The 24,219-nt window shown below is 55.0% G+C and carries 23 protein-coding genes; 22 read left to right on the top strand and 1 reads right to left on the bottom strand.

Annotated elements, in window-relative coordinates; all coding sequences use genetic code 11:
* The first annotated feature begins 24 nt into the window (after positions 1-24).
* The 21 genes from ndk (at position 25) to L0M99_RS05605 (ending at position 22,193) form a co-directional block, all read left to right on the top strand.
* Positions 25-474, top strand: coding sequence for a nucleoside-diphosphate kinase (gene ndk, locus L0M99_RS05705; RefSeq protein ID WP_238128048.1), 450 nt, complete (start codon positions 25-27; stop codon positions 472-474).
* A gap of 13 nt (positions 475-487) precedes the next feature.
* On the top strand, positions 488-4,162 hold the full coding sequence (smc, locus tag L0M99_RS05700; RefSeq protein ID WP_238128047.1) for a chromosome segregation protein SMC: 3,675 nt from the start codon (positions 488-490) through the stop codon (positions 4,160-4,162).
* Between the two features lie 83 nt (positions 4,163-4,245).
* Positions 4,246-4,992, top strand: coding sequence for a hypothetical protein (locus L0M99_RS05695; protein ID WP_238128046.1), 747 nt, complete (start codon positions 4,246-4,248; stop codon positions 4,990-4,992).
* 394 nt (positions 4,993-5,386) lie between these two features.
* Positions 5,387-6,457 carry a signal recognition particle-docking protein FtsY gene (ftsY, locus tag L0M99_RS05690; RefSeq protein WP_425304309.1) on the top strand — a complete coding sequence of 357 codons (1,071 nt, stop codon included), beginning with the start codon at positions 5,387-5,389 and terminating at the stop codon, positions 6,455-6,457.
* A gap of 36 nt (positions 6,458-6,493) precedes the next feature.
* Positions 6,494-8,074 (top strand): signal recognition particle protein, encoded by a 1,581-nt coding sequence (gene ffh / locus L0M99_RS05685; protein WP_238128044.1) that lies wholly within the window; start codon positions 6,494-6,496, stop codon positions 8,072-8,074.
* On the top strand, positions 8,071-9,189 hold the full coding sequence (locus L0M99_RS05680) for an amidohydrolase family protein (RefSeq protein WP_238128043.1): 1,119 nt from the start codon (positions 8,071-8,073) through the stop codon (positions 9,187-9,189). Before ffh ends, L0M99_RS05680 begins: the two co-directional genes overlap by 4 nt.
* 34 nt (positions 9,190-9,223) lie before the next feature.
* Positions 9,224-10,267 (top strand): inositol monophosphatase family protein, encoded by a 1,044-nt coding sequence (locus L0M99_RS05675; protein WP_238128042.1) that lies wholly within the window; start codon positions 9,224-9,226, stop codon positions 10,265-10,267.
* Between the two features lie 289 nt (positions 10,268-10,556).
* Positions 10,557-11,048 carry a 30S ribosomal protein S16 gene (rpsP, locus tag L0M99_RS05670; RefSeq protein ID WP_238128041.1) on the top strand — a complete coding sequence of 164 codons (492 nt, stop codon included), beginning with the start codon at positions 10,557-10,559 and terminating at the stop codon, positions 11,046-11,048.
* A 2-nt stretch (positions 11,049-11,050) separates the two neighbouring features.
* Positions 11,051-11,299, top strand: a complete 249-nt coding sequence (locus L0M99_RS05665) for an RNA-binding protein (RefSeq protein ID WP_022864074.1) — start codon at positions 11,051-11,053, stop codon at positions 11,297-11,299.
* Between the two features lie 90 nt (positions 11,300-11,389).
* Positions 11,390-11,875: a ribosome maturation factor RimM gene (gene rimM / locus L0M99_RS05660; protein ID WP_238128040.1), complete on the top strand. Its 486-nt coding sequence runs from the start codon at positions 11,390-11,392 to the stop codon at positions 11,873-11,875.
* A 20-nt stretch (positions 11,876-11,895) separates the two neighbouring features.
* Positions 11,896-13,287 carry a tRNA (guanosine(37)-N1)-methyltransferase TrmD gene (gene trmD, locus L0M99_RS05655; RefSeq protein WP_238128039.1) on the top strand — a complete coding sequence of 464 codons (1,392 nt, stop codon included), beginning with the start codon at positions 11,896-11,898 and terminating at the stop codon, positions 13,285-13,287.
* A 135-nt stretch (positions 13,288-13,422) separates the two neighbouring features.
* Complete coding sequence (gene rplS, locus L0M99_RS05650) at positions 13,423-13,773, top strand: 50S ribosomal protein L19 (RefSeq protein ID WP_024059207.1); 351 nt, start codon at positions 13,423-13,425, stop codon at positions 13,771-13,773.
* Between the two features lie 94 nt (positions 13,774-13,867).
* Positions 13,868-14,620, top strand: a complete 753-nt coding sequence (gene lepB, locus L0M99_RS05645; protein WP_024059206.1) for a signal peptidase I — start codon at positions 13,868-13,870, stop codon at positions 14,618-14,620.
* Position 14,621: 1 nt separating this feature from the next.
* A complete protein-coding gene (locus L0M99_RS05640) occupies positions 14,622-15,461 on the top strand; it encodes a ribonuclease HII (protein ID WP_238128038.1) in 840 nt (279 codons plus the stop codon).
* Positions 15,458-15,763 carry a DUF2469 domain-containing protein gene (locus L0M99_RS05635; protein WP_024059204.1) on the top strand — a complete coding sequence of 102 codons (306 nt, stop codon included), beginning with the start codon at positions 15,458-15,460 and terminating at the stop codon, positions 15,761-15,763. Before L0M99_RS05640 ends, L0M99_RS05635 begins: the two co-directional genes overlap by 4 nt.
* Before the next feature lie 108 nt (positions 15,764-15,871).
* Positions 15,872-16,435 carry a redoxin domain-containing protein gene (locus L0M99_RS05630; protein ID WP_024059203.1) on the top strand — a complete coding sequence of 188 codons (564 nt, stop codon included), beginning with the start codon at positions 15,872-15,874 and terminating at the stop codon, positions 16,433-16,435.
* A 2-nt stretch (positions 16,436-16,437) separates the two neighbouring features.
* Positions 16,438-17,994, top strand: coding sequence for an alkyl hydroperoxide reductase subunit F (gene ahpF, locus L0M99_RS05625; protein ID WP_238128037.1), 1,557 nt, complete (start codon positions 16,438-16,440; stop codon positions 17,992-17,994).
* Between the two features lie 161 nt (positions 17,995-18,155).
* The gene (locus L0M99_RS05620) at positions 18,156-18,524 is read left to right on the top strand and encodes a YraN family protein (RefSeq protein ID WP_024059201.1); all 369 of its coding nucleotides are present in this window, start codon (positions 18,156-18,158) and stop codon (positions 18,522-18,524) included.
* Between the two features lies 1 nt (position 18,525).
* Complete coding sequence (locus tag L0M99_RS05615; RefSeq protein ID WP_238128036.1) at positions 18,526-20,079, top strand: YifB family Mg chelatase-like AAA ATPase; 1,554 nt, start codon at positions 18,526-18,528, stop codon at positions 20,077-20,079.
* Positions 20,080-20,109: 30 nt separating this feature from the next.
* Positions 20,110-21,279 (top strand): DNA-processing protein DprA, encoded by a 1,170-nt coding sequence (gene dprA / locus L0M99_RS05610; RefSeq protein WP_238128035.1) that lies wholly within the window; start codon positions 20,110-20,112, stop codon positions 21,277-21,279.
* A complete protein-coding gene (locus tag L0M99_RS05605; RefSeq protein ID WP_238128034.1) occupies positions 21,258-22,193 on the top strand; it encodes a tyrosine-type recombinase/integrase in 936 nt (311 codons plus the stop codon). The genes dprA and L0M99_RS05605 overlap by 22 nt, the downstream gene beginning before the upstream one ends.
* Positions 22,194-22,350: 157 nt before the next feature.
* Here the strand turns inward: L0M99_RS05605 and L0M99_RS05600 are convergent, their stop codons facing one another.
* Positions 22,351-22,896 carry a M23 family metallopeptidase gene (locus tag L0M99_RS05600; protein ID WP_238128033.1) on the bottom strand — a complete coding sequence of 182 codons (546 nt, stop codon included), beginning with the start codon at positions 22,894-22,896 and terminating at the stop codon, positions 22,351-22,353.
* Positions 22,897-23,313: 417 nt separating this feature from the next.
* Here L0M99_RS05600 and rpsB point away from each other — a divergent pair, with 417 nt between their 5' ends.
* Entirely contained in the window at positions 23,314-24,216 is a 903-nt protein-coding gene (gene rpsB, locus L0M99_RS05595; protein WP_238128032.1) for a 30S ribosomal protein S2, read from the top strand.
* The last annotated feature ends 3 nt before the right edge of the window (positions 24,217-24,219 follow it).

Here is a 24,219-nt window from a genome sequence, read left to right as displayed (position 1 = left end):
GGGAAAAGAAGAAAGGTGGCGGCAATGAGCGAACTGAAACTGGATCCGAATAAGGAATACACCTTGATGCTGGTTAAACCCGATGGCTATCGGCGCGGATTGGTCGGAAAAATTTTGGCGCGCATTGAGCAAAAAGGTTACGCCATCGTAGCGTTGCGGGTGGCAGAAGCTACCGATGATGAACTGCAGGATCACTACGAAGAGCATCGTGGTAAGCATTTCTTTGAATCCATGGTTGACTTTATGCAGTCTGGGAAGATTGTAGCGGCAGTCATCGAGGGCACTCGGGTAGTAGAAGGGGTGCGTTCCCTGGTGGGAACCACTAACCCCACAGAGGCAGCGCCGGGAACTATTCGCGGAGATTTCGGACGTGACTATGACAGTGGGCAGATCCAGAACCTGGTGCACGCATCGGATTCAATTGCCTCCGCTGCCCGCGAGATTAAAATTTGGTTCCCGGAAGCCGCTAAATAGCGGGAGCAGATAGATGTATGTAAAGTCGTTGACGCTGCGCGGATTTAAATCTTTCGCCAGCGCCACTACTTTGCAGTTCACTCCGGGAATTATCTGTGTAGTCGGCCCCAACGGTTCTGGCAAATCTAATATTGTTGATGCCCTCGCCTGGGTGATGGGCGAGCAAGGTGCCAAGAATCTGCGCGGCGGATCCATGACGGATGTTATTTTTGCGGGCACCAGTTCCCGCGCTTCCCTCGGGCGGGCAGAAGTGGCACTCACCATTGATAACACTAATGGGGAACTGCCGATTGATTATTCGGAAGTTACTATTTCCCGCACCTTGTTTCGCCAGGGCGGCTCCGAGTATGCGATTAATGGCACTGCCTGCCGGTTGTTAGATATCCAAGAGCTGCTATCGGATACCGGTATGGGACGCAATATGCACGTGATTATCGGGCAGGGCAAACTCGACCAGGTGCTATCGGCGGATCCCTCTCAGCGGCGGGCGTTGATTGAAGAGGCTGCGGGGGTACTCAAACACCAGCGGCGTAAAGAACGGGCACTACGTAAACTTGAAGGCTTGGAAGACAAGCTTTCTAGGCTTTCGGATTTAACGCAAGAGATCCAAAAACAACTCGGGCCATTAGCCCGGCAAGCGAAAACTGCCCGGCGAGCCGCGGTTTTGCAGGCGCAGGCGCGCGACGCCGGATGCCGGATCCTGGCTGATGATCTGCAGCAGCTGCGCTCGCAGCTGGCTCGCTACCAGGAAAGCGAGCAAACTCTGACGCTGCAGCGCGAAGATTTAGCTGGAAATCTAGCAAAACAGCGCGAAAAACTAGAACAACTAAACGCCGATGCGCAGCAAAGTGATTTAGCAGGGCGAGCAGCGAACCTGTGGCAGCAACTGACCACCCTAACCGAACGCCTACGGGCATTGGGAGCGTTAGCTGAGGAACGAGCCGCTTCCCTGTCAAAACCAGAACCGGTTCCCTCTGGTCCTAGCGTGGCAGAGCGTCAAAAACATTTAGCGCGGCTGCAAAGCGAATTGGCCGCTAAAGATGAGGAAGCTTTGGCGCGGCGCAAACAGGGTGATGCGGCGCAGGCGGCGCGGGAAGAAACTACCCGAAAAGTTGGGGAGCTAACCCGCATCACTCAGGAATTGCGGCAGGAAGCGCAGCAGAAAACCCAAAAGAGTGCCCGCCTGGAACGAGAATTAGAAACCGCTAAAGCCCGTTTAGAGGCGGCGGAATCACGGCTGAAAAGAGCGGAGAAGACGGCGGAGGCGGCGCGGGAAAAACTGTCGGCGGCGCGGAAAGAACAAGCGGCTCACCGCGAGGACACGGTTGATGCAGGGGCAGATGCGGCTAGCCGATATCGCGAGTTGGCGCAGGCAGAAGAAGCGGTGCGCAGCCAACTGGAAAAAGCGCGTGACCAACTGCGGGAAAGTGAAGCTAAAGCGGTGGCGGCAGCCGAAAGTGAAACTAGTCTTCGTCAAGTCTTGGCGGCCTCTTCTAGCCAAGCGCAAAATGCTTTTGCCCAGGCGGCTCAACCGCAAGGCGAGCTAGCCTCGTTGATTAGTGTTTCTGATCGCTGGGAAAAGGCAATTGCGGCCTTACTGGGAACAAGCGGCGCCGCCCTAGTAGTGGAGGCTTCTCAAGTAGACGCCGGATTGGGAGCCGTCAAAGACAGCACCGGGATTGTGAGCTGGGTGCTTGGGGATGGTGGAATCCAAGAGCGGATCCCTGTTGGCCAGGGGCAAAGCGTGGAAATAGCGGGTGTGATACCCGCTTTGGCGGCAGTGGAAGCGCCGCGCGCTCTGCATCCGGCGTTAAAAGTAATCCTGGCAGATAGCTATTTGGCACCGGATTTAGCGGCGGCGCGCGCCCTGCTGGGAAAGCTCCCTCAGGCGCGGGTGGGGATAGCAGATGGCACAGTTATCAGTGCGTATTTAGGAAGCACCGGCAGTGGCGGGGTTAACCGCATCCAGGTCGAGCGTCAGCTCCGTCTCGCGCGTCAGGCTGCTGCGCATGCCCGCGAACAGACGGAGGAAGCCCGCGCGCAGGTACAGGCGAGCACCCAACAGCTTTCACAAGCGGCGGCAGCTAGCGCCCAGGCATTGAAAACCCTGCGGGCAGCTGATGCTCAGGCAGCTGCACACGCCCAAAAACGGGCGCTTCGGGAAGCGGCAGTCAGGGGAGCCGAGAGTGAAGCTCAACGGTCTGCCAGTGAAGTCGAGCAAGCACAGGCGGATGTGGATACCTGCGCTCAAAAGGTTGCGGTTGCCGAAAAAGCCTGCAGTGACTTTGCTGGTAGTGAAGATTTAGCTCCTTTACAGGAAGCAGAGCAGGATTTAGAACAGGCGCGCGCCGCAGATTTGGCGGCACGGGAAAAAGAGGCAGAAACCCATTTGGCTTTGGCGGCAGCCACCCAGATCACCACTAATTTGCGGGAACGCTTCCAGGGAGAGGTTAAGTCTTTGGAGCGTTTTCAGTTGCGCCTGGCTGCCGCCAAGCAGCGGGAAATCAAACACGCCCAAGATGCGCAAAGGATGTTGCAGGTAGCCTCTTGGTGTGAGATTTTTGCCCGCCAGGGAGCGCAGGTGGCACAAGTGGCGAAAACTTGGCGGGAGAGCGCAGATGCTGCCCGCGAAGCGTCCTCGGCGGCAGCGCAGCAGTTACGCACGGAAATTGATCGCTTGAATAAAGAACTAACCGAATTAAACGATCTTTCCCGCCGCGATGAGGTGGCAGCGGCAGAGTATCGAGTGCGCGCGGAACAACTAACCCAGCAAGCCCAAGAACGCTATGCCTTGTCTGAGGAAGAGTTGATCGCTAGCTTCGGTCCGCAGCAGCTGGTTCCCGACCCGGATTTGCTGGCGCGCAAAGCAGCCAATGCGCAAGAAACAGCCGCCACTGCCTCACAAACAGAGGAAGCGGAACGAGGCGAAAACGAGAGCGAGGAGGCGCCAAATACCGACACCGAGCAGAGGGAGACGGAGCAAGGCCGCGAAAGTTCCCTTGAGCAAGATGAGGGACTTTGGCGTCCCTATGATCGCGCCGAGCAGAGCGCGTTGCTAGAAAAAGCTAATCGCGCGATCTCGCGGCTGGGAAAAGTAAATCCCTTGGCACTGGAGGAACACAGCGCCCTCGAAAAACGTTTCGAGTTCTTAATGGGACAGCTCAAAGATCTGCGTACCTCCAAAGCTGACTTGCTGGTAGTGGTACGGGAAGTTGATAACCGGGTAAAAGAAGCCTTTGAGCAGGCGTTTACGGATATTTCCCGAGAATTTACCGAGGTATTTGCGCGGCTGTTCCCCGGCGGGACCGGTTCGCTGAAGCTGACTGATAGTAGCGATATGCTCACTACCGGAGTAGAGGTTAACGCCCGACCGGCCGGAAAGAATGTGCAGCGCCTGTCGCTGCTGTCTGGTGGGGAGCGTTCCCTGGCGGCGCTGGCATTTTTAATCGCGATTTTCAAGGCGCGCCCTTCGCCCTTCTATATTTTGGATGAGGTAGAAGCTGCCCTTGATGATTTGAATCTGTCGCGGATGTTGGAACTGTTTAAACAGTTGCGAGAAGTAAGCCAAATGATCATCATTACGCACCAGAAACGAACGATGGAAGTGGCGGATGTACTCTACGGGGTTACTATGCGTGATGGGGTTTCTCGGGTGATTTCCCAACGGGTAGCGCCAGGAGATAGCTAAAATCACACCCAAATCTGGTAACAGTTTGGTATCGGTCAAGAGCTAAGATCGGTAAATTCTTTAACTCTGGGCATAATAGAAACGTGACTGAACCGTTGATCTTGCTATTCGTAGGCATTGGCATCGCTGTGTTGATCGGAGTGCTGGTGGTAGCGGTAATGGTTCGTACCCGTCGCCCCGGTGGGGGGATTCGCAATTGGATACGCGAGTCCGCCGACTCCTGGCAAGAAAACGACTATCGCTCCCGGGGTGAACATAACGGGGAGCGGGTTCGCTTAGATACGTTGTTAGCCGAGGCTTCCCCCGGTGATTCGGCAAATCCCCTCGCCGAAGTCGAGAGTTTACGCAGTGCCGCCGAGCAAATGTGGGGAGAAGAAGTGGGCGCGATTCGCGCGCGCCGCGCAGAGAGGGAATCCTCGCGGGCAAATGGAGCGGCGAACTTACCGGAAGTTGATGAGGTTCCTGGCGGGCAGCTACCTCCCACTTTCGCTCCCGCGCGGCGGCGTCGCCTCCCTAAAAATGTAGAGGTTTCGGTTACGAAAGATCCCGAAGATGCCACCAGTTATCTCCCGGTAGTTCCTAGCGGGACAGCAGCAATCTCGCCCCTTGATACTCAACAGCAGGCGGAGTCAGCGGCAACTAATCAAGCTTCGGAGAGCGCAAAATCGGAGCAGGATAGCTCCGAGTCTGCCAAACCTCTACGTCGCTGGGCACGCCAGTTCACTCCGGATCCTGTTGAAAGTGAGACCCCCGAGGACGAAAATGATCTACCCCCAGAGGACAGCTTCCAGGTAGATAAGATTACTTGGCAGCGAGTACACGCAGAATAAATACCAATCTACCTGCCTAAATAGCAGGATTCTGCTTTAGGATCCAGGCTAATATGACCTGGGCGCGCCAATAGGTGACAATAGAGGCATGGATTTTCTTTTTACACCCCTCGGGATTGTGGTTGTAGTTGTAGTTCTGGCGTTAGTGGGAACTGGCGGCGCGCTGGCAGCGCGCTCGGCGAAAGCTAAAAAGCAGCTAGAGGCCTCCAAAGCCAAACAACTGGAAGCTAGTGCCGATGAAACCGGTGAGAAGGAAGCGGTAACCGCCACCGCAGAGCCAGAAAGTGAAGGAGCTGACCAGGCAAAAGAACCTGCAGTTATCGCTGAAGAGAGTGCGCAAACGCTTGCTGAAGAGGACGCGGCCGCGGAAACTGCAGAAGTAACGGTATCGGCGATGGAACCGGAAGAGCTATCTGATCAGGCAGAAGCAGCTGCGACACCAGCGCCAGCCGCGCAAGCGAGCGAAGCTCCGGCACGGAAGGAGGAAACTCAACCGACCAAGCTGGAAGAGGAAAACGCTGAGCCCGCCCTCGAAACCCCCGAACCCGCCCAAGGGCGAATGCAGCGCTTGCGTTCCCGGCTAGCCAAATCCGGTTCCTTCGGCAAAATGCTGCTCGGAGTGCTCGGTCGCGGAGACCTGAGCGCTGAGGATTGGGAAGAAATAGAAGATACCCTGCTAATGGCGGATTTGGGGATTGCCGCTACCGATGAACTGATGGAAGATCTGCGCACCCAGGCGAAAGTGCTGGGCACTTCCGATCCGGAGAAGATCCGGGAAATTCTGCGCGCAAAACTGATCGAACTGGTAAACCCGGATCTAGATCGCAGCCTAAATCTAGAGCAGGCGGATGGTACCAAGCCGGGGATCGTTCTCGCCGTAGGCGTAAATGGCACTGGGAAAACCACTACCGTGGGCAAGATTGCCCGCATTTTGGTGGCAGAAAACAAGTCAGTTGTGCTGGGAGCTGCCGATACTTTCCGGGCGGCCGCCGCTGACCAGCTAGAAACCTGGGGAAACCGGGTCGGGGTAGAAGTGGTGCGCTCCGATAAAGAGGGCGCCGACCCCGCCTCGGTAGCTTTTGACGCGGTCAAATATGGAAAGGAAAAAGGCCTGGATGTGGTGCTGGTAGATACTGCCGGACGTCTGCAAAACAAAGCCGGCTTGATGGACGAGTTAGGCAAGGTCAAACGGGTAATCGAAAAGAGCGCCCCCGTCACCGAAACTCTGCTGGTCCTAGATGCCACTACCGGGCAGAACGGTATGCAACAGGCGAAAGTGTTCTCCGAAGTGGTAGATGTCAGTGGGATTGTACTTACCAAGCTCGATGGAACGGCTCGGGGCGGAATCGTAGTTAGCGTACAGCGCGAACTATCTGTGCCGGTCAAGCTGGTGGGGTTGGGAGAAGGGCCAGATGATTTAGCGCCTTTCGTGCCCGAGGACTTCGTAGACGCGCTGCTGAAGTAAACTAGACGGCGAAACTATCTCCAGGAGGAAACCACTTTGTTCAATAGCCTGTCTGATCGCCTAGCCGATTCCTTTAAGCGTCTGCGCTCTAAAGGCTTGCTGACCGAGGCGGATGTTGACGCTACCGTCTCCGAGATTCGGCGCGCCCTATTAGAGGCTGACGTAGCGCTACCGGTAGTCCGCCAGTTCACCAAAGCGGTGCGGCAAAAAGCCTATGGGGCAGCGCGTTCGAAAGCGCTCAATCCCGGCCAGCAGGTAGTCAAGATTGTTCACGAGGAACTGGTTGAGGTTCTGGGGGGCGAGACCCGTCAGCTACGTTATGCCAAGCGCGGCCCCTCCGTGTTTATGCTGGCAGGTCTACAAGGTGCCGGTAAGACCACCCTCGCGGGCAAACTCGGCAAGTGGCTGCGCGAAGAAGAAGGCAAACGCGTCCTCCTAGCTGCCTGTGACCTGCAGCGTCCCGGTGCGGTTACCCAGCTAAGTATCGTCGCTGAGAAGGCAGGAGTCGATATTCACGCTCCCGAATCCGGGGACGGGCAAGGCGATCCGGTCGAGGTAGCACGCTCAGGATTAAACCTGGCGATTACCGAAGGCTATGACGTAATCATTGTCGATACTGCGGGTCGCCTGGGCGTTGACGAGGAAATGATGCGGCAGGCGCGCGATATCCGTGACGCCATTAATCCCCACGAAATCCTCTTCGTATTGGACTCAATGGTGGGTCAAGACGCGGTGCAAACCTCGATTGCCTTCCGTGACGGAGTGGGCTTTACCGGGGTGGTGCTCTCCAAACTTGATGGTGACGCGCGTGGCGGGGCGGCGCTATCGGTGCGCGGAGTAACCGGGCAACCGATTCTTTTTGCCTCTACCGGCGAAAACCTGGGTGATTTTGAGCGTTTCCATGCCGAGAGAATGGCCGGACGCATCCTCGATATGGGCGATATGCTCACCCTGATTGAGCAAGCGCAAAAAACTTATGACCAAAAAGAGGCCGAGGCGCTGGCTCGCAAGATGCAAAAAGGCCAGTTCACCCTGACTGACTTTATGGCGCAGCTGCAACAGCTCCGCAAGATGGGGTCGATGAAGAAACTGATGGGAATGCTGCCCGGCATGAATCAGTACCGAGACCAATTGGATGCCTTCGATGAAAAGAGTATTGACCGGATCGAAGCCATTGTGAACTCCATGACCCCGGCAGAACGCGACGATTTGTCCCTACTGAATGGTTCGCGGCGTGCCCGGATTGCGCGCGGTTCCGGCACCACGGTAACCGAGATTAACGGCCTGGTAGAGCGGTTTACGCAGGCTTCGAAAATGATGAAACGCATGTCCAATGGAGGCGGTATCCCCGGAATGCCCGCTATGCCTGGGATGCCGGGTGGCCGCGGAGGAGCTACCAAGAAGCAGCGGAAGGCAGGCAAGAAGAATCGCCGCAAGTTCGGCAACCCGGCGAAGCAAAAACAGTGGGAGGCTCAGCAAGCAACGAAAGGGGAGGCACCGGCGCCCGCTGCTGGCAGCGCTTTCGGGATGGGAGCTGCCCAACCGGCCGCCCCGGCCGCTGCTCCCACTTTGGATGACTTACCCGATGACTTGAAACGGATGTTGGGGCAGCGATGAAGCTGCTGAGCGGAAATTTTTATTACCGTAAGCAAGCTAGTAAGGCTCCCCGCTGGGTGCGGGGGCAGTTATCGATTACCGAGGACGGACACTTCGGGGCGTTTAGGGAAGATAACAGCACTGGTGGCGACTATTTTCTGCCCGGATTTTGCGATGTGCATTGCCATATTGGGTTCGCGGCGGTAGGACAGATAGCTACCCCACAAGAAGCGTTAGCGCAGGCTGAGGCAGATCGAGGCTGCGGAATTTTAGCCATTCGCGACTGCGGAAACCTGGAATATGCCCCCGGGATTTTGGGGAATCCCGCCCTGCCGCCGATTATTCGCTGCGGACGCCATATCGCCCGTCCTAAACGTTATATGCGCTTGTTACCGATAGAGGTAGAGAATCTGAGTGATTTACCGCAGGTGATGGCGAGCCAAGTGCAGCAAGGTGACGGCTGGGTAAAAATTGTGGCCGACTGGATTGACCGCTCAAATGGTGCAGATTCTGATTTGGATCCCCTGTGGCCCACCGAAATCTTGAAAGAGGGGATCGCGGCCGCCCACCAAGAGGGAGCGCGGGTAACCGCGCACGCATTTTCCCATAAAGCGATCGCGGGACTGCTAGACGCCGGGATTGACTGTATCGAACATGGCAGTGGGATCGATAGTGACCAGGCACAAGAATGTGTCCGGCGCGGGATTCCAGTTACCCCCACTTTGCTGCAGGTGGAGCTGTTTAACCAGTTCGCAGCCCAAGCGGGGAAGAAATATCCGGTGTATGCGGCGACTATGCAGCAAATGTGGGAAGGACGGCGCGAACATTTTGCAATGCTGCACCAAAGTGGAGTGCAGCTGCTGCCCGGTACCGATTCTGGCGGATATCAACCCCATGGAGAGTTGGGACGAGAACTCTCCCTGTGGGAACGCGGAGGGGTTTCCCCTCACCAGATTATTGATTTTGCTACCTGGCGCGCCCGCGACTATCTGGGGATTGGTGCCATTGAACCGGGAGCGCGTGCCGACTACCTGCGCTATTCCTCAAACCCTGCTGGCGACCTAGCGCGGGCAACTAAACCCGAAAAAGTGGCGTTACTCGGGCAAGAGCTTTCCCCCGCAGTTGCGGTTAGCTAGGACTAACAGCCTAAAAAGGGTAATAATGGAAGTTATGAGCACTTCGGGAATGAGCCTTGACCACGCATTGATGATAATTGCGGGGGAGGGAGCACAACAGGTAGGGGTTTACCTGCGCAAAGTTTTTCGTGCCCCTCTAGAAGTGTTCTTAAAAGCTGGTATTCATGATCCGGTCACTATCCATGACCGCTACGTAGAAGCTAGGTTGCAGTATCTGCTGGGCAGAGCGGTTCCCTCTTCCCGGATCTTGGGGGAGGAAACCGGGGAGCACGTCCTCGATAAAGAAAAAGTGGCCGGCGCCGGGAGTATAACTTTAGAGCAGGTACAGCGCGCTAGCCTGGATCAATCGCGTCGCCAGGGGTCTAAGCAGGTTCTGACCAACGAATTCGCCTGGGAACAAGCCCAGCCCTCTCAGCGTAAAGAGGCAGTGGGCGCAGCAGAACTTGCTCAGGCAAAAGAGACGGTCAAAAATCTGGGATCTCGGGTGCGCTGGATTGTCGACCCCATCGATGGGACTGCCAACTTCGCCGCCGGGATCCCCTATTTCAACACTTCAATCGGGGTAGAACTAGACGGGAAACCGGTGGCCGGGGTGATTTATGTGCCTTATACACGCGAGCTTTTTATTGCCGACGCACATACGGCAACCCTCTACGAGGGGGAGCGCGCCACCCCGATGCGTGCCGCTAGTGCCCGGGTTGAAAATGAAGGAATCATTACCGGATATTTCCCCTTCCGCGATAAAGATCCTCAGCGAGTGGAAAAATCTTGGCAATTGGCCGGCAAGCTGGCTAACGCGTACGCGACAGTGCATTCTCCCGGTGCCGGAGCCTTAGATCTGGCGCATGTGGCGGCAGGACATACTGCGGTGGCTTTCGGAACCGCGATGCGTCCGTGGGATGTGGCTGCCGGGATCCATCTAGTGCGAGTAGCCGGGGGGCAGGTACATACCTATGAAACTGCCCGTAACCGGGAAGATCCGGAGCATTTGCGAGGCGCCTTTGTGGCCAGTGCCCGCGATCTTGATCCCCTCACGGCTCGGGCGGCGGTAGAACACTTCCTGCGTGCTTTTAAATGAGAGGGTTCCGACTGCGCCGAGGACGTGGCACCGGGAAAACAAAAACTAGGGTCTTTTTACTAGGTTTTCTGCCTCCCAAAGCAAAACTGGTGTGAAACTGCTCAAAGATGCCTAATCGCCGGCTTTTAAAGTGGAAACTAGCAGCTAAATTCTGGCAGAATAGCTAGTTGTACCGGGCCAAGACACCCCCTCTCTGTGTGGCGGCCTTGTCTCGAGAGCTTGATCCAGGCCGAATCCCACCGGCAAGGGCGGGCACTCAACAGTCAATAGAACAGGAGAAACCACAAAAGTGGCAGTTCGTATTCGTTTAAAGCGTGTTGGTAAGATTCACTACCCGGTGTACCGGGTGGTAGTGGTGGATAGCCGCAAGAAGCGTGACGGCCGGGTAATCGAAGAGGTTGGACAGTACAACCCCAACGAAGAACCGTCCTTTATTCAGGTCAAGTCTGACCGTATCCAGTACTGGCTCGGCGTAGGGGCACAGCCCTCGGACGCAGTTCGCCGATTGCTGGTACTTTCGGGGGATATTGCCCGTTTCAACGGTAAAGAAAACGTTGAAAGCTGGATTAAGACCAAAGAAACTCTCACCGCCGACCAGGCTCGCGAAAAGAACGTGAAGGCCGCCGCGGACGAGGCACAAAAACGCAAAGCTAAAGTCAGCGAAGAAAAAGCTAAGGCTGAGGCAGAAGCAGCAGCTAAAGAAGCCGAAGAAACTAAAGCACAGGAAGCTGCAGAAACCGCAGAAGCTGAAGAAGCTGCTCCCGAGAGTGAGGAAGCCTAAACATGTTGGCGGATGCACTAGAACATCTAGTTAGTGGAATTGTCGATCACCCGGACGATGTGCGGGTGGATGAACGCAATATGCGGCGCGGCAAGCTGCTAGAAGTGCGGGTTAATCCGCAAGATCTCGGACGCGTAATCGGCCGGGGAGGTCGCACCGCGCGAGCACTGCGCAAAGTTATGGGTGCGCTGTCCACTCGCGGCCCGGTTCGGGTTGATGTAGTCGACACGGATCGTCGTTCGCGCCGGTAGAGACAGTTTTTAAAGGCGAGCCCCATGAAGATTCATGGGGCTCGCGCTTTATCTGCAGGTATATTCAGGGATGTATCTAAGGGAGAAAACATGGAAATGGTAAAAGTTGGGCAGGTAGGTCCGGCGCGCGGTCTTAAAGGAGAGGTACTAGTGCGTCCCTTTACCGACTATCCCGCCGAACGTTTCCAAGCGGGGGCAACTCTTACTACCGCGACCGGGGAAGAATGGACGGTGGCTTCCTATCGAGAAATAAAAAACCGCTGCTGCCTAACTTTTTCCCATATCAATACCCGGGAGAGCGCCGAAGATATTAGAGGAACCGAATTATTTGCCCCCGAAATCTCTCGCGAAGGGGAATACTCACCTAGCCAGCTAGAAGGATTTTCGGTAATCAGTGCCGAGGGAGAAACCTTGGGGGAGTGCACCGGGCTAGAAATCGGGGGATTCCAAGATCGCCTGCAGGTGAGTACTGGTGCCGGGCAAACAGTGGAAGTGCCTTTTGTGAAAGCCTTAGTAACCGGAATTGACCTGGAAAATCGGGTAATTACCGTGGATGCCCCCGCGGGACTGTTTTAAGACAGCGGAAAGGCTCCCAGATGCGGATAGATATTATTTCGATTTTTCCCCAGTTCTTTGATTGCCTAGATGTTTCCCTCATGGGCAAAGCCCGCTCCAGCGGGATTTTACAAACCCACGTTTGGGATTTGCGGGACTGGACCGAAGATGTCCATCGCAGCGTGGACCGCGCCCCCGCGGGCGGGGGCGCGGGGATGGTGATGAAACCCGATGTGTGGGGCAAAGCCATCGACCAGGTAATTGACCAGGCAGGTGCCGCTAAAACGGTGCTGGCGATTCCTACTCCTGCAGGAATTCCGCTGACCCAACGACAGGTGCGCGATTTAGCAGAAAACACCGAGCATCTGGTGGTGGCCTGCGGGCGCTATGAAGGCATCGACCAGCGAGTCAGCCAGTACTACCAGCAGCTACCGGACGTAAAGGTGCTACCTTTTTCTCTGGGTGACTATGTGCTAAACGGCGGGGAAGTCGCCGCCGTTGCCCTGGTAGAAGCTACCTGCCGCCTCCTGGATGGCTTTGTGGGCAATCCCAGTTCTTTGGTGGAAGAATCCTATGAACTGTCGGGCTTGTTAGAGTATCCTGCCTATACGCAGCCGGCTACTTGGCGCGGCCTCGATATTCCTGCAGTTTTGCTCAGCGGGAATCACCAGAAAGTAAATAATTGGCGCCGTCAGCAGTCCCTAATGTTAACTACCCAGCGGCGTCCCGATTTAATCTGGGAGCTAACGCCCGACGCCCTCGGAAAATCTGATCGCGAAATCCTCGCTGCTAGCGGATTCCTGCCTGCCCCCTATCGCCAGCGGGTACGTTTTCGCCGGGCGCAGCTGGGTGAGGCTGCCACCTGTTCGACGCTAGCTTCGCGGCTATTCCCGCAGGCCTGCCCGGATTATTTACCCGCAGATGCCATTAGCCGCTTTGTAGAAGAAGAACTAAATGAGGCGGCGTTTAAAGCCTATCTAGCTGATCCGGGTACTGTAATTATCTTGGCGGAAGTAGCTCCCGCTGCCTCGCAAGAGGAAACCCCTTGGGAAGCTGCCGGCTACACCCTAACCCAGGTGGGAGACCCCGGCTTTGTGCCACCCGAAGAAAACCTGGTGAAAGCAGTAGGTGAAAACTGTGCCTACCTGTCTAAATGCTATCTCGATAGCCAGTGGCAAGGCTCGGGGCTGGCGGGCGCCATGATCGAAGTAACCCACGCATACCTACAAGAGCGCTTCCCGCATCTAACCAAGATTGGTTTAGGGACTAACCAGTCAAACCGGCGGGCCTTAAAGTTCTACCGCCACCACGGATACCGCAAATGCGGGCGCCGCACCTTCCTAGTGGGGGGAATTGAAAACCGAGATGTCATAGCGGTTAGGGATTTCACAACCCGCCAAGTTCCGTCTTGGGCACAAAACGTGGCACAATAAGCAAGGTTGCATAAGTAGGCTGCGAAACCTGCCGCAGGGGGCCGCAAATGCCGCTTGGCAATGCTAGATACGCCGGCTAGACCGGCCCGATAGCTGACGTTACCTGCGGAACGAAAGCAATATGAGGAAACTACATTGAATATCATCGATGAGATTAATCAGAAGAGCCAGCGCTCGGATCTACCTGATTTCCGCGCCGGAGACACCGTAAAAGTAAACGTGCGGGTCACCGAAGGTGGAAACACTCGTATTCAGGTATTCCAGGGGGTAGTAATCGCCCGTCACGGTAAGAACCAGCCGAACGCTACTTTCACCGTGCGGAAAGTTAGTTTCGGGATCGGGGTAGAACGTACCTTCCCGGTAAACTCGCCGACTATCGAATCTCTCGAGGTAGTAACCCGCGGCGATGTGCGGCGTGCTAAACTCTACTACCTGCGTGAACGTCACGGGAAAGCGGCTCGCATTAAAGAGCGTCGCGACTCCTAATAACGCTAATTAGTAATCGGCTCTGCTTGTAGGCAGAGCCGATTTGCTATATATGGCATGATGGAAATGTTGATTGACGGCGGGAGATAAACGGATGAAAGATGCGCGAGAGTCAAACGATTTAGGGATGTCGGGAACAGATTCCCCCGCCCCAAAAAGTGGCCGGCGCGCGCGTAAAACCCCCTCCAAATGGTGGTTGGTGCTGCGAGAGACCCTAATGATGGTGTTCGTGGCATTAGCTATCTCCGCGATAATCAAAGCTTTCTTACTGCAAGCCTTCCAGATTCCGTCCTCTTCGATGGAACAAACTCTGCAAATCAATGACCGCATTATCGTTTCCAAACTAGTGCCTGACTACCGGCAACTTAACCGCGGGGACGTAATCGTTTTCCAAGATGACGATAACTGGCTGAAACGGAATGCGGACACCCCGAGTCCCTCTCTGCCAGGGAAAATACTGATTTGGGTAGGTCTGCGTCCCGACGACTCCCAAAACCACCTCGTTAAACGGATCGTAGGCCTACCCGGGGATAGAGTGCAATGCTGCGACACCAATGGGCGCTTGAAAGTTAACGGAGTTAGCGTAGACGAAAGCGGGTATATCAACCCTGGCAGCGCCCCCTCATTAATCAAATTCGATGTTACTGTCCCGGCCGGAAAACTTTGGGTGATGGGCGATAACCGTTCCAATTCAGAGGATTCGCGTTTCCATATGAAAGAACCCTCCCAGGGGTTCGTTTCCCTGGACCAAGTCACCGGACGGGCATTCGCCATTATGTGGCCGCTAAACCACCTGTCGACAATCAAAAATACCGATGCCTTCGCGGCAGTTCCGCCCGCTCCCTAAAATGGCAACCATACCTTCCCGCGACCTAGAATTATCTCTGCTGAAAGACGCTGAGAACCGCTATGGGCAGGGCTCGGTTTTACCAGATCCACTTGCCTCAGTCCCTCCCTTACAAATGCGTTGCGTTGGCGGTATTGACGAGGTCGGACGCGGAGCAATCGCCGGCCCACTCGCGGTAGGGATAGCAGTCATCGATGGCACCGAAGGAGAGCCGCCTGCCGGTTTAACCGACTCAAAACAGTTAACGCCCCGGCGGCGAGAAGCCATGTTTGACGAGCTTTCTGCCTGGCCAGCAGCCTGGGCAGTCGGAATGGCCAGTGCCGAGGAAATCGATAAAGAAGGACTAACCCCCGCTCTGAGGCTAGCCGCCTTTCGCGCCTTAGAAGCTCTGGGGGAACAGGGCTTTTCTCCGCGACTGTTGCTTTTAGATGGCAGTTTTGACTATCTGTCCGCTCCCACAGATTTATTTGCGGACGCTAATGCGGATCAGTCGGCATCGGCGGTAAGCGCGTCCTCACAAGCAGAAATCCCGCGGGAAGTTACCACCGTGGTGAAAGGTGATGGTAAATCGGTAGTTATCGCCGCCGCCTCCGTGCTAGCAAAAGTGACTCGAGATAGACTAATGAGCGACCTATCCGATCCCGGATATGGTTGGGCAAAAAACAAGGGCTATGCGTCCGCGCAACATCTGCAGGCAATCGCGCAATTGGGACTTGATTCGTCTCATCGTCTCAGTTGGCATTTGCAGGGGGTATCCTCCGCAGCTTTCGCTAGAGCCTGGCGGATCCGCCGGGAAAAACGGGTGCAGCCTCCGCTAGTATTCAGCACGCAGAAGGGATGACATTGGGCATTGAAGATCTAGAGGCGTACGAGAATCATCAGGAACTTGCCCTGTTTCGCGAATACCGTGACGTGGTTTCCATCTTCAAATACGTAGTGGAAACCGATCGCCGTTTCTACCTGGCTAACCAGGTAGATGTGCAGATGCACAGCAATGGTGGGGACGTTTTCTTCGAGGTAACTTTGCAAGATGCCTGGGTGTGGGATATTTATCGTCCTTCCCGCTTTGTTAATCGGGTGAAGGTTTACTCTTTCAAAGATATTAACGTTGAAAAGCTGCCCGAATCGGAAATAACTATCTAAAATCCTCGTCGGCTTTCGGCATTTACCAAACCGGGGTAGCAGCTGGCTGTTACCATATAAGAGAACTACTAGACAGCTAATGATGGTTAAAGGCGAAAGAGGCTGACAGTGTCCAAGATTAATGCTGTAGCGCCGGACTGGTCCGGGATAGCGTTCTACAATGATTCCTTTGTCGATGTATCCAGTGAAGATTATCGTGATAAATGGGCGATTGTTTTCTTCTATCCGGCAGATTTTTCCTATGTTTGCCCCACCGAACTAGAGGATCTGGCGGACAATTACGCCCAGCTACAACGGATGGGGGTGGAGGTCTACTCGGTTTCTACCGATAAGCATCATTCCCATAAAGCCTGGCATAACAGCTCAAAACGGATTCAAAAGATTTCTTTCCCCATGGTGGCTGATCCTACTGGCAAGATTTCTCGGGGTTTTGGAGCTTTAGATGAAGAGTCTGGGTGTGCCTATCGTTGTACTTTCTTGATTGACCCCAGCGGGATTATTCAATACGTAGAGACTACCTCCGACGCAGTCGGGCGTAGCGCGGGAGAACTACTGCGGAAAGTGCGGGCGGCGCAGTATATTTACGATCACCCCGATGAAGTATGCCCCGCTAATTGGGATTTGGGTGAAAGTACCATCACCCCGACTTTTGATCTGTCCGGGAAGCTATAAACATGTTAGAAGAAAAGATACTTGATCAGGTAAAACAAGTTATCGGGTTGATTAAATACCCGATTGAACTGGCTACCTCGCTGGACTACAGTGAACAATCCAAGCAGACTTCCGAAATCTTGCACCAGATTGCGGGATTATCGGATCTAATCCAGGTCAAATGGGAAGAAAATCCGCGCAAACCTTCCTTTGCCATCCGGCGCGTGGATTCCGATATCAGTGTACGATTTGCGGGGGTACCGACCGGAACCGAGTTCAACAGCTTTGTGTTAGCACTGCTACAGGTAGGCGGGCATCCGGTAAAAGCAGATGCGGATATTATTGCCGCGATTAAAGAGATCGACGAGCCCACCGAGTTCATCACCTACGTTTCGCTTTCCTGCATGAACTGTCCAGATGTGGTACAGGCCTTAAATGCGATGGCGGTGCTTAATCCCCTGATTAAACACACCACTGTCGATGGCGGGACTTTCTGGGAAGAATTCGAACATCACCATCTGCAGTCAGTGCCCACAGTGATAAAAGATGGGGAAGTATTCCTGCAGGGCAGGGTAACCCTCGAGCAGATTGTGTCCAAGATTGGGCGGGGAATGACCGGGCTGCGACTCAAACGCTTGAATGCCCTGGAGCCCTTCGATGTGCTCGTAGTCGGGGGCGGGCCTGGGGGGACTGCCGCGGCAGTTTATGCGGCGCGCAAACAGTTGCGAGTCGGGATGGTGGCTGACCGGATTGGCGGTCAAGTCCTAGAGAGCGGGCAGATCGAGAACCTTATTACTCTCGAGCGCGTTCAACCGGAAGAGTTAGCGGGGACTTTCCAGGCTAACCTGCGTGATTACGCGGTGGATCAGATCAGTGGAATTCGGATAGAAAAAATCGGGGAGCGCGGCGAGGACGGCTTAATTCCAGTCACTACCGAGGGCGGGGCTCTGCTGCGGGCGCGCGCGGTAGTGATCAGCGTAGGAACCAATTTTAGACGCCTAGACATCCCCGGGGAAGAACAATACTTAAACCGAGGAGTTACTTTCTGTCCCCACTGTGATGCTCCGCTATTTGCTGATCGGAAAGTAGCGGTGATGGGAGGCGGAAACTCAGCGCTGGAGGCAGCGATTGATTTAGCGGCTCTAGCTCGTGAAGTTACCGTGATTGACCTATCAGACCAGCTGAAAGCCGATAAGGTACTGGTTGATCGACTCCGGGGGCTTCCTAATACTAAAGTTATCCAATCTGCCAATGCCACCAGGGTTTTGGGAGATGGTCATCGCGTAACCGGTCTCGAATACCGTGACGCCGCGGGACAGACACAGCAATTGCAGTTGGATGGCATTTTTGTGCAGATCGGATCGATTCCTAACACCGATTGGTTGCAGGGAACTGTTGAGTTGGAAGATGGCTATATCAAGGTAGATAACCGGGGCGCGACTTCGGCGCCGGGGATTTTCGCGGCTGGGGATTGTACTAATACCCCCCATAAGCAGATTGTGATTGCCTTGGGTGCCGGTGCTAATGCGGCATTGAGTGCTTTTGACTATCTGATACGCAGTCCGGAACAAGCTGAATAGTTTAGGCTCTGATTTTAGTAGACGACAACCTAAGTACCTAACCGGGGGTGCTAGAGCCTGACTCGGCAGGTGTGCTTGTCCACAGGCAAGGTAGTTATTGGTTTTCCTTGACCGGTAAATAAAAAGTTTAGTTCCCGATTCTAGCGGGTAATCCTTAAGGAATGGGAACGAAAAACCGCGAAATCGGTGCGGCCGGGGAAGCGCTTGCCGCCCGCATGCTTAAGGACAGCGGATATCAAATAATCGAGCGTAACTGGCGGTGTCGCTTTGGGGAACTCGATATTATCTGTCGGGATCCTCAATCTACCCGTCTAGTTTTTGTGGAAGTAAAAACCCGGACTACCCGCGAATATGGGGGTGCGAAGCAGGGAATAGGGCGGGGAAAATATAGCCGCCTGCGCCAGTTAGTCAGCTTGTGGCTCAGCAGTCATCCCCAGGTGCGGTCAAGGGGTGGAGTGCGCATCGATATGATTGCGATCGATGCTTCCGGAGGAAAAGTGCCGGTAGTTACCCACTGTCAGGGGATTTAAAATGCCACAAATCGGAACTTGTTTTGCCCTAGGCATGGTGGGATTAAGTGGCCACCTGATTAAAGTAGAGGCGCACCACACCCAAGGTTTACCGGCTTTTGCGCTGGTAGGATTACCGGATGCTTCACTTAGAGAATCCCGCTCCCGGGTGGAGGCCGCGATCGCTTCTACGGGTCTGCGCTTCGAACCTACCCGGTTAACGGTTAATCTTTCACCCGCGGAATTACCTAAGACTGGCTCCGGTTTCGATTTACCGATTGCACTGGCAGTAGTGGCTTCGCGCTGTGCCGGGGTACAAAAACGCGCAGCTGGAATGGTGTTTTGCGGGGAGCTGGGCCTGGATGGACGGGTCTATCGGGTAAAAGGAATCTTGCCGCAGGTTTTGGCGGCACGCCGCGCGGGCTTCAAAAAAGTAATGGTGGCCTCCGAGGCGGTCGCAGAGGCATCCCTGATTGAGGGAATAGAGATTATCGGAGTATCGCACCTGGTAGAGGCGCTACATTACTTGGGTATGCGAAAAATGAAGGCGCGGGTCGCACAAATTAGAGCCACAACAGCGCCAGCGCGGCCGAATCTGTATCCAGAGGCAATCCCAGATGATCCCCCAGATTTACAGGAGGTACGGGGAGCTTTTCTTGCTCGAAAAGCATTAGAGATTGCGGCCGCCGGGGGTCACCACCTGAGTTTTATTGGGGTTCCCGGGGCTGGTAAAACCATGTTGGCGCGTTGCCTACCGGGGATTTTACCGTCCCTTGATGATGAAGAAGCGCTGGAGGTAACTTCTATTCACTCCTTAGCGGGTACTTTCATACCTGCTCAGGGACTGATGCGTTGTCCGCCCTTTATCGCCCCGCATCATTCTGCTACGCTACCGGCGTTAATCGGAGGAGGTAGCGGCATTGCCGCGCCGGGCGCGATTTCCTTAGCGCATCGCGGCGTCCTCTTCCTTGATGAAGCTCCCGAGTTTCAATCCCGCAGTTTAGATGCTTTAAGGCAGCCTCTAGAAACTGCAAAGATCACGGTGCATCGCTCCCGAGCGGTAACCAGTTTTCCGGCTGCTTTCCAGTTGGTGATTGCGGCAAATCCGTGTCCTTGCGGAATGTGGGGACAGCTAGGGGAAGAGTGTAAATGTACCCCCTATCAGCGAGTACGCTATTTAGCCAAGCTTTCTGGGCCCCTGATGGATCGCATCGACCTGCAGTGCCGGGTAGAGCGCCCCAAGATTGCTGATTTAACCACTACCGAGTTTCCAGAAAGCAGCAAAACAGTACGGGAGCGGGTGTTAGTTGCCCGCCAGCGCGCGCAGCGGCGTTGGAAAGAGCAAGGAGTCGCCCTTAATGCGCGGGTTCCGAGCCGAGTTTTGAAGCACACGCTCGATACGGGCACGAAAGAACGTTTAGATCGGCTGGTGGGTTCGGGACGGATCTCTATGCGGGGAGCTGACCGGATTTGCCGGGTAGCCTGGACGGTTGCTGATTTACAAGGACGCGATAAACCCAGCCGAGAAGATTTTGGTTTGGCGTATTCACTTAGAAATTCACAGCGCCCCAATTAGCGGGATCGCATCGTGGAAAGAGAGGCAAGTATGGATGATAATTACCAGTACCGTCTGGCTTGTGCCAGTTGGTCCCGGCTGACTGAGGCGGGTGATCCGGCCGCCGATTTGCTCCTTAATGAACTCGGACCGGTTGCCGCGTTAAAAAATGCCCGGCGCGCGGCCAGTGATGATCCCGAGCGCTGGCACACTTATCTACCGGTAGAACTATTGCGGCGCACCGGCACTGATAAATGGGATAAGAGTTTTGCCCGGTGGCGCAGCCGCCTGGAAGTACTCGACTTACCGGCGCTAGAAAAGCTACTAGCAAAGGGGCGTTTTAAGTTAGTTACTCGCCGGGATCCCGATTGGCCAACCGCGTTTAATAACGTCAGCAATGCCCCCTGGGCGCTGTGGGCGATCGGGGATACTTCTCTAATGAACCGGGACTGCGGCAAAACCGTTGCGATGGTGGGGGCGCGTGCAGTTTCCGCCCTCGGCCACGATGTCGCCACCGAACTTGCTTGGCGCTGCGCTAGCGAAGGGATCACTTTGGTTTCCGGAGGTGCTTACGGGGTGGATTGCCTGATTCACCAGGCGTGCCTGCGTGCCTCGGCTCCTACGATCGCTCTACTTGCCGGAGGCCTGGATCGTCCCTATCCTGCTGCCAATAGTGATCTGTTTAAACAGATTTCTCGCAGCGGTCTGTTGCTTAGCCAATACCCGCCTGGGGCGCGTCCTACGCGCTGGCGATTCTTAGATCGAAATCGCCTAATCGCGGCACTATCAGCTGCAACCGTAGTGATCCAGGCTGGTTTTCGGTCGGGGGCGCTCAATACTGCCCGGCATGCCATAGAGCTAGGTCGTCAGGTAGGGGCAGTGCCCGGGCCAATAAATCAACCCGAATGGGCAGGCTCCAACCAAATAATTCGGGATGGCGCTACTCTAATTAGCGGTGCAGAGGACGTTTTAGAAATGATTGCGCCTTTGGGGACGGTAAATACTGAAAGAGGCCGAGTGAAAAGCGGTTATCTTGACGGTTTAGATCCTTTGAGCGGGCGGATTCTGGATGCTACTCCGCTACGCAGCCCCGCCAATATCGAGGCAATTGCGCGTGCCAGCGGGGCAGCTATCGGGGAAGTTGTCGCGGCAATGGGTAACCTGGAAATGGAGGGGCGAGTGATTCAGGTAGCCGGTAAATGGAAAAAGGCGGGGGTCTAAGAATGCGAGCAGCCAAGCGGGGGCAAGTACTTGAAGATTATCGTCACTACCTGAAATATGCGAAAGCATTTTCTGAAGCCTCAATAAAAGCGTATCTGGCAGATCTGCGCGGATGGCTGGATCATTGCCATATCAAAGAAGAAGAATCTATTCTGCCTGCCTGCTCCTTACCGGCGGCGCGGAACTGGTTAGCGCAGCTGCGCGCGGAAGGGCAATCGAATACCACCATTGCGCGAAAGATAGCTGCGTTGCGTGCCTTCTCTAAATGGGCGAAACAGAATCAAGTGGTGGAAACGGATTTTGCGAAACAATTGCGTACCCCGAAAACTGCGAAAAATCTGCCCCACTTGCTGTCGATTGACCAAGCAAAACAACTACTTGCCTGGTGCGAAAGCCAAGCAGATAATGATGCGGTCATGGCTCGTGATTGGGCGATTTTCGAATTGATTTATGCAACCGGGGCGCGGGTGGGGGAAATATGTGCCCTACTTCCGGAAGATATTGATTTCGAAGCCCGCACTGTACGCCTGTGGGGTAAAGGCTCAAAAGAGCGAATAGTCCCCTTCAGCCCTCAGGCCGCCAAAGCCCTCCGGTTTTACCTGCAAGCGGCGCGGGGAGAGCTCCAAAAGTCTGCATCGAGTGACGCCCTCTTTTTGGGGGCACAAGGGGGAGCAGTTTCGGAAAGGATCGTGCGGGGACGACTGCACCGCGCCTGTGCCTTGGCGGGAGTACCCGATTTAGGGCCGCATGGCCTGCGCCACTCAATGGCTTCCCATATGTTGGAAGGGGGAGCAGACCTGCGGGTAATCCAGGAAATGTTAGGACACTCTGCGCTGTCTACAACGCAGCGTTATACCCATGTGGATGCTCATCGCATAATTGGTGCCTATCAGCAGGCGTTTCCCCGTGCCTAAACTGCCTAAAAATGCTGTTCGGTGCCTGTATATGGGAAGTTAATGCCGGTTTTTAGTCAGAGAAGCTCGTGGCTGGGTATCTGCAGACAGCGGCCTGGTAGCAGCCGATACCAGTACAGCTATCCCCGGAAAACGGGGCAGATACTAGCTCCTGATTTTAGGGATCGGGCAGGAGTCGGATAGGTCCAAAGATTAGCAGGAGGGGATTTAGATAGTGATGGTCATCAATTTTTGCCCCAAAATGCAGCCCCGGGTGCCCCGCCTGAAGGGTTTCAATCTTTTGGCCGGCCGCCACTGCCGTCCCTACCGTTAAATCACTTTTGACCGGGGTATAGGTGGTACGTATCAGCGCTGAATGTTTAATTGAGATGCTGGGGCTGCCCGCGATGGTTCCCACAAAAAATACGGTTCCCTCGCGGGCGCTATAAACCTCACTGCCTGCAGGAATGTTTAAATCAACTCCGCGGTGCCCGCTGCCCCAGGGAGATGCCGGGGGAGTGAAAGGGCGTAGTATCTTCACGGGAGAGCGACTGGGCCAATGGTAGAACCCAATTTCGCCGGATAGTTGTCGCAGATCTACCAGCTGGGCGTTACTCGCGGTACGCACGGCGACCGCAACTGGCGGAGCAGGAGCAGATGCCAGCAGACAAATGGCGGATAGCGCCGCTAGTATTAGCAGGGGTGGGGGAGAAGATCGCTTCATACCCTCCAGCTTGAACGCGGTAAGCCCTGGGAGAAACTCCTAAATAACTTGGTAAGCAAAAGCGATAACTATGTGCCTGTGGGGATAACTAGAAAAAGTAACCCTACCGGCACAATCTGGGAAACTGTCAGCAGGTTAACACTGTTCAGTGCCGCTTTCAGCTTGGGGTAGGCTATGATTTCCCGCTAAGCTAGCTCTTAGCACCTGGATTGCCAGGTGACTTCGCGTACGACTACCAGCCCAGCTGGGTCACGCTGGCTTCGGTCCTGTTTTTGGTGGGGTCTTTTTGGGGTAACCCAAAAATGATCTTGTGGCTGAAACAGGTGTCAGTGGACGTCGTGCCAGGAACCGAATGGAAACCGTAAGCGGGGCAGATAGCCCCAAAATACGTGCGCCTTAGCGCACTGAAAGGAAGTCATGGCGGTAGTAACCATGTCTGAGCTGCTCAAGAGCGGCGTACACTTTGGACATCAAACCCGGCGTTGGAACCCCAAGATGAAACCCTTCATCTTGACTGATCGCAACGGTATTTATGTAATCGATTTGGCGCAGTCTCTCGACGGCATTAATCGCGCCTACGATTTCGTGCGGCAAACCGTGCTGCGCGGGGGAAATATCCTGTTTGTCGGCACCAAGAAGCAAGCACAAGACTCCATTGCGGAGCAAGCTGAGCGGGTAGGGATGCCCTATGTTAACCAGCGTTGGTTGGGCGGAATGCTAACCAACTTTGGGACCGTGCACAAGCGTTTGCAGCGTCTAAAAGAACTTGAACAAATCGACTTCGACGATGTAGCCGGTTCGGGGCGCACTAAGAAAGAACTGTTGATGATGAGCCGCGAGAAAGACAAGCTTTCCCGCACTCTAGGTGGTATCCGCGATATGGCGCGTATCCCCTCCGCTGTTTGGATCGTTGACACCAATAAAGAGCACTTGGCAGTAGCAGAAGCCAACAAGCTGAACATCCCGATCGTAGCGATTTTGGATACCAACTGTGATCCGGATGAGATCGAGTTCGGCATTCCCGGCAATGATGACGCTATCCGCTCGGTAGCGCTGCTCACCCGGATTATTGCCGATGCCTGCGCCGATGGCTTAATTGCTCGCTCGCAAAAGGCGGCAGCTAAGAAAGAAACTAGCGAGCAAGAGGCTTCTTCCAGCGAAGAAACCGCTCCGGCCAGTGATGAACCCTTGGCTGATTGGGAGCGGGAACTGCTAGAGGGTACCGCAAATAGCGAAGAGGGCGAAGAAAAGAAAGCCGAAGAGCCCGCCGCTTCCGCGGAAGAGGAAAAAGCCCCCGTCGAAGCAGAAAAGTCTGAATAATCC

Source organism: Varibaculum cambriense (assembly GCF_022133705.1).
GTDB lineage: Bacteria > Actinomycetota > Actinomycetes > Actinomycetales > Actinomycetaceae > Varibaculum > Varibaculum cambriense_A.
This window is presented reverse-complemented; position numbering and strand designations above follow the sequence as displayed.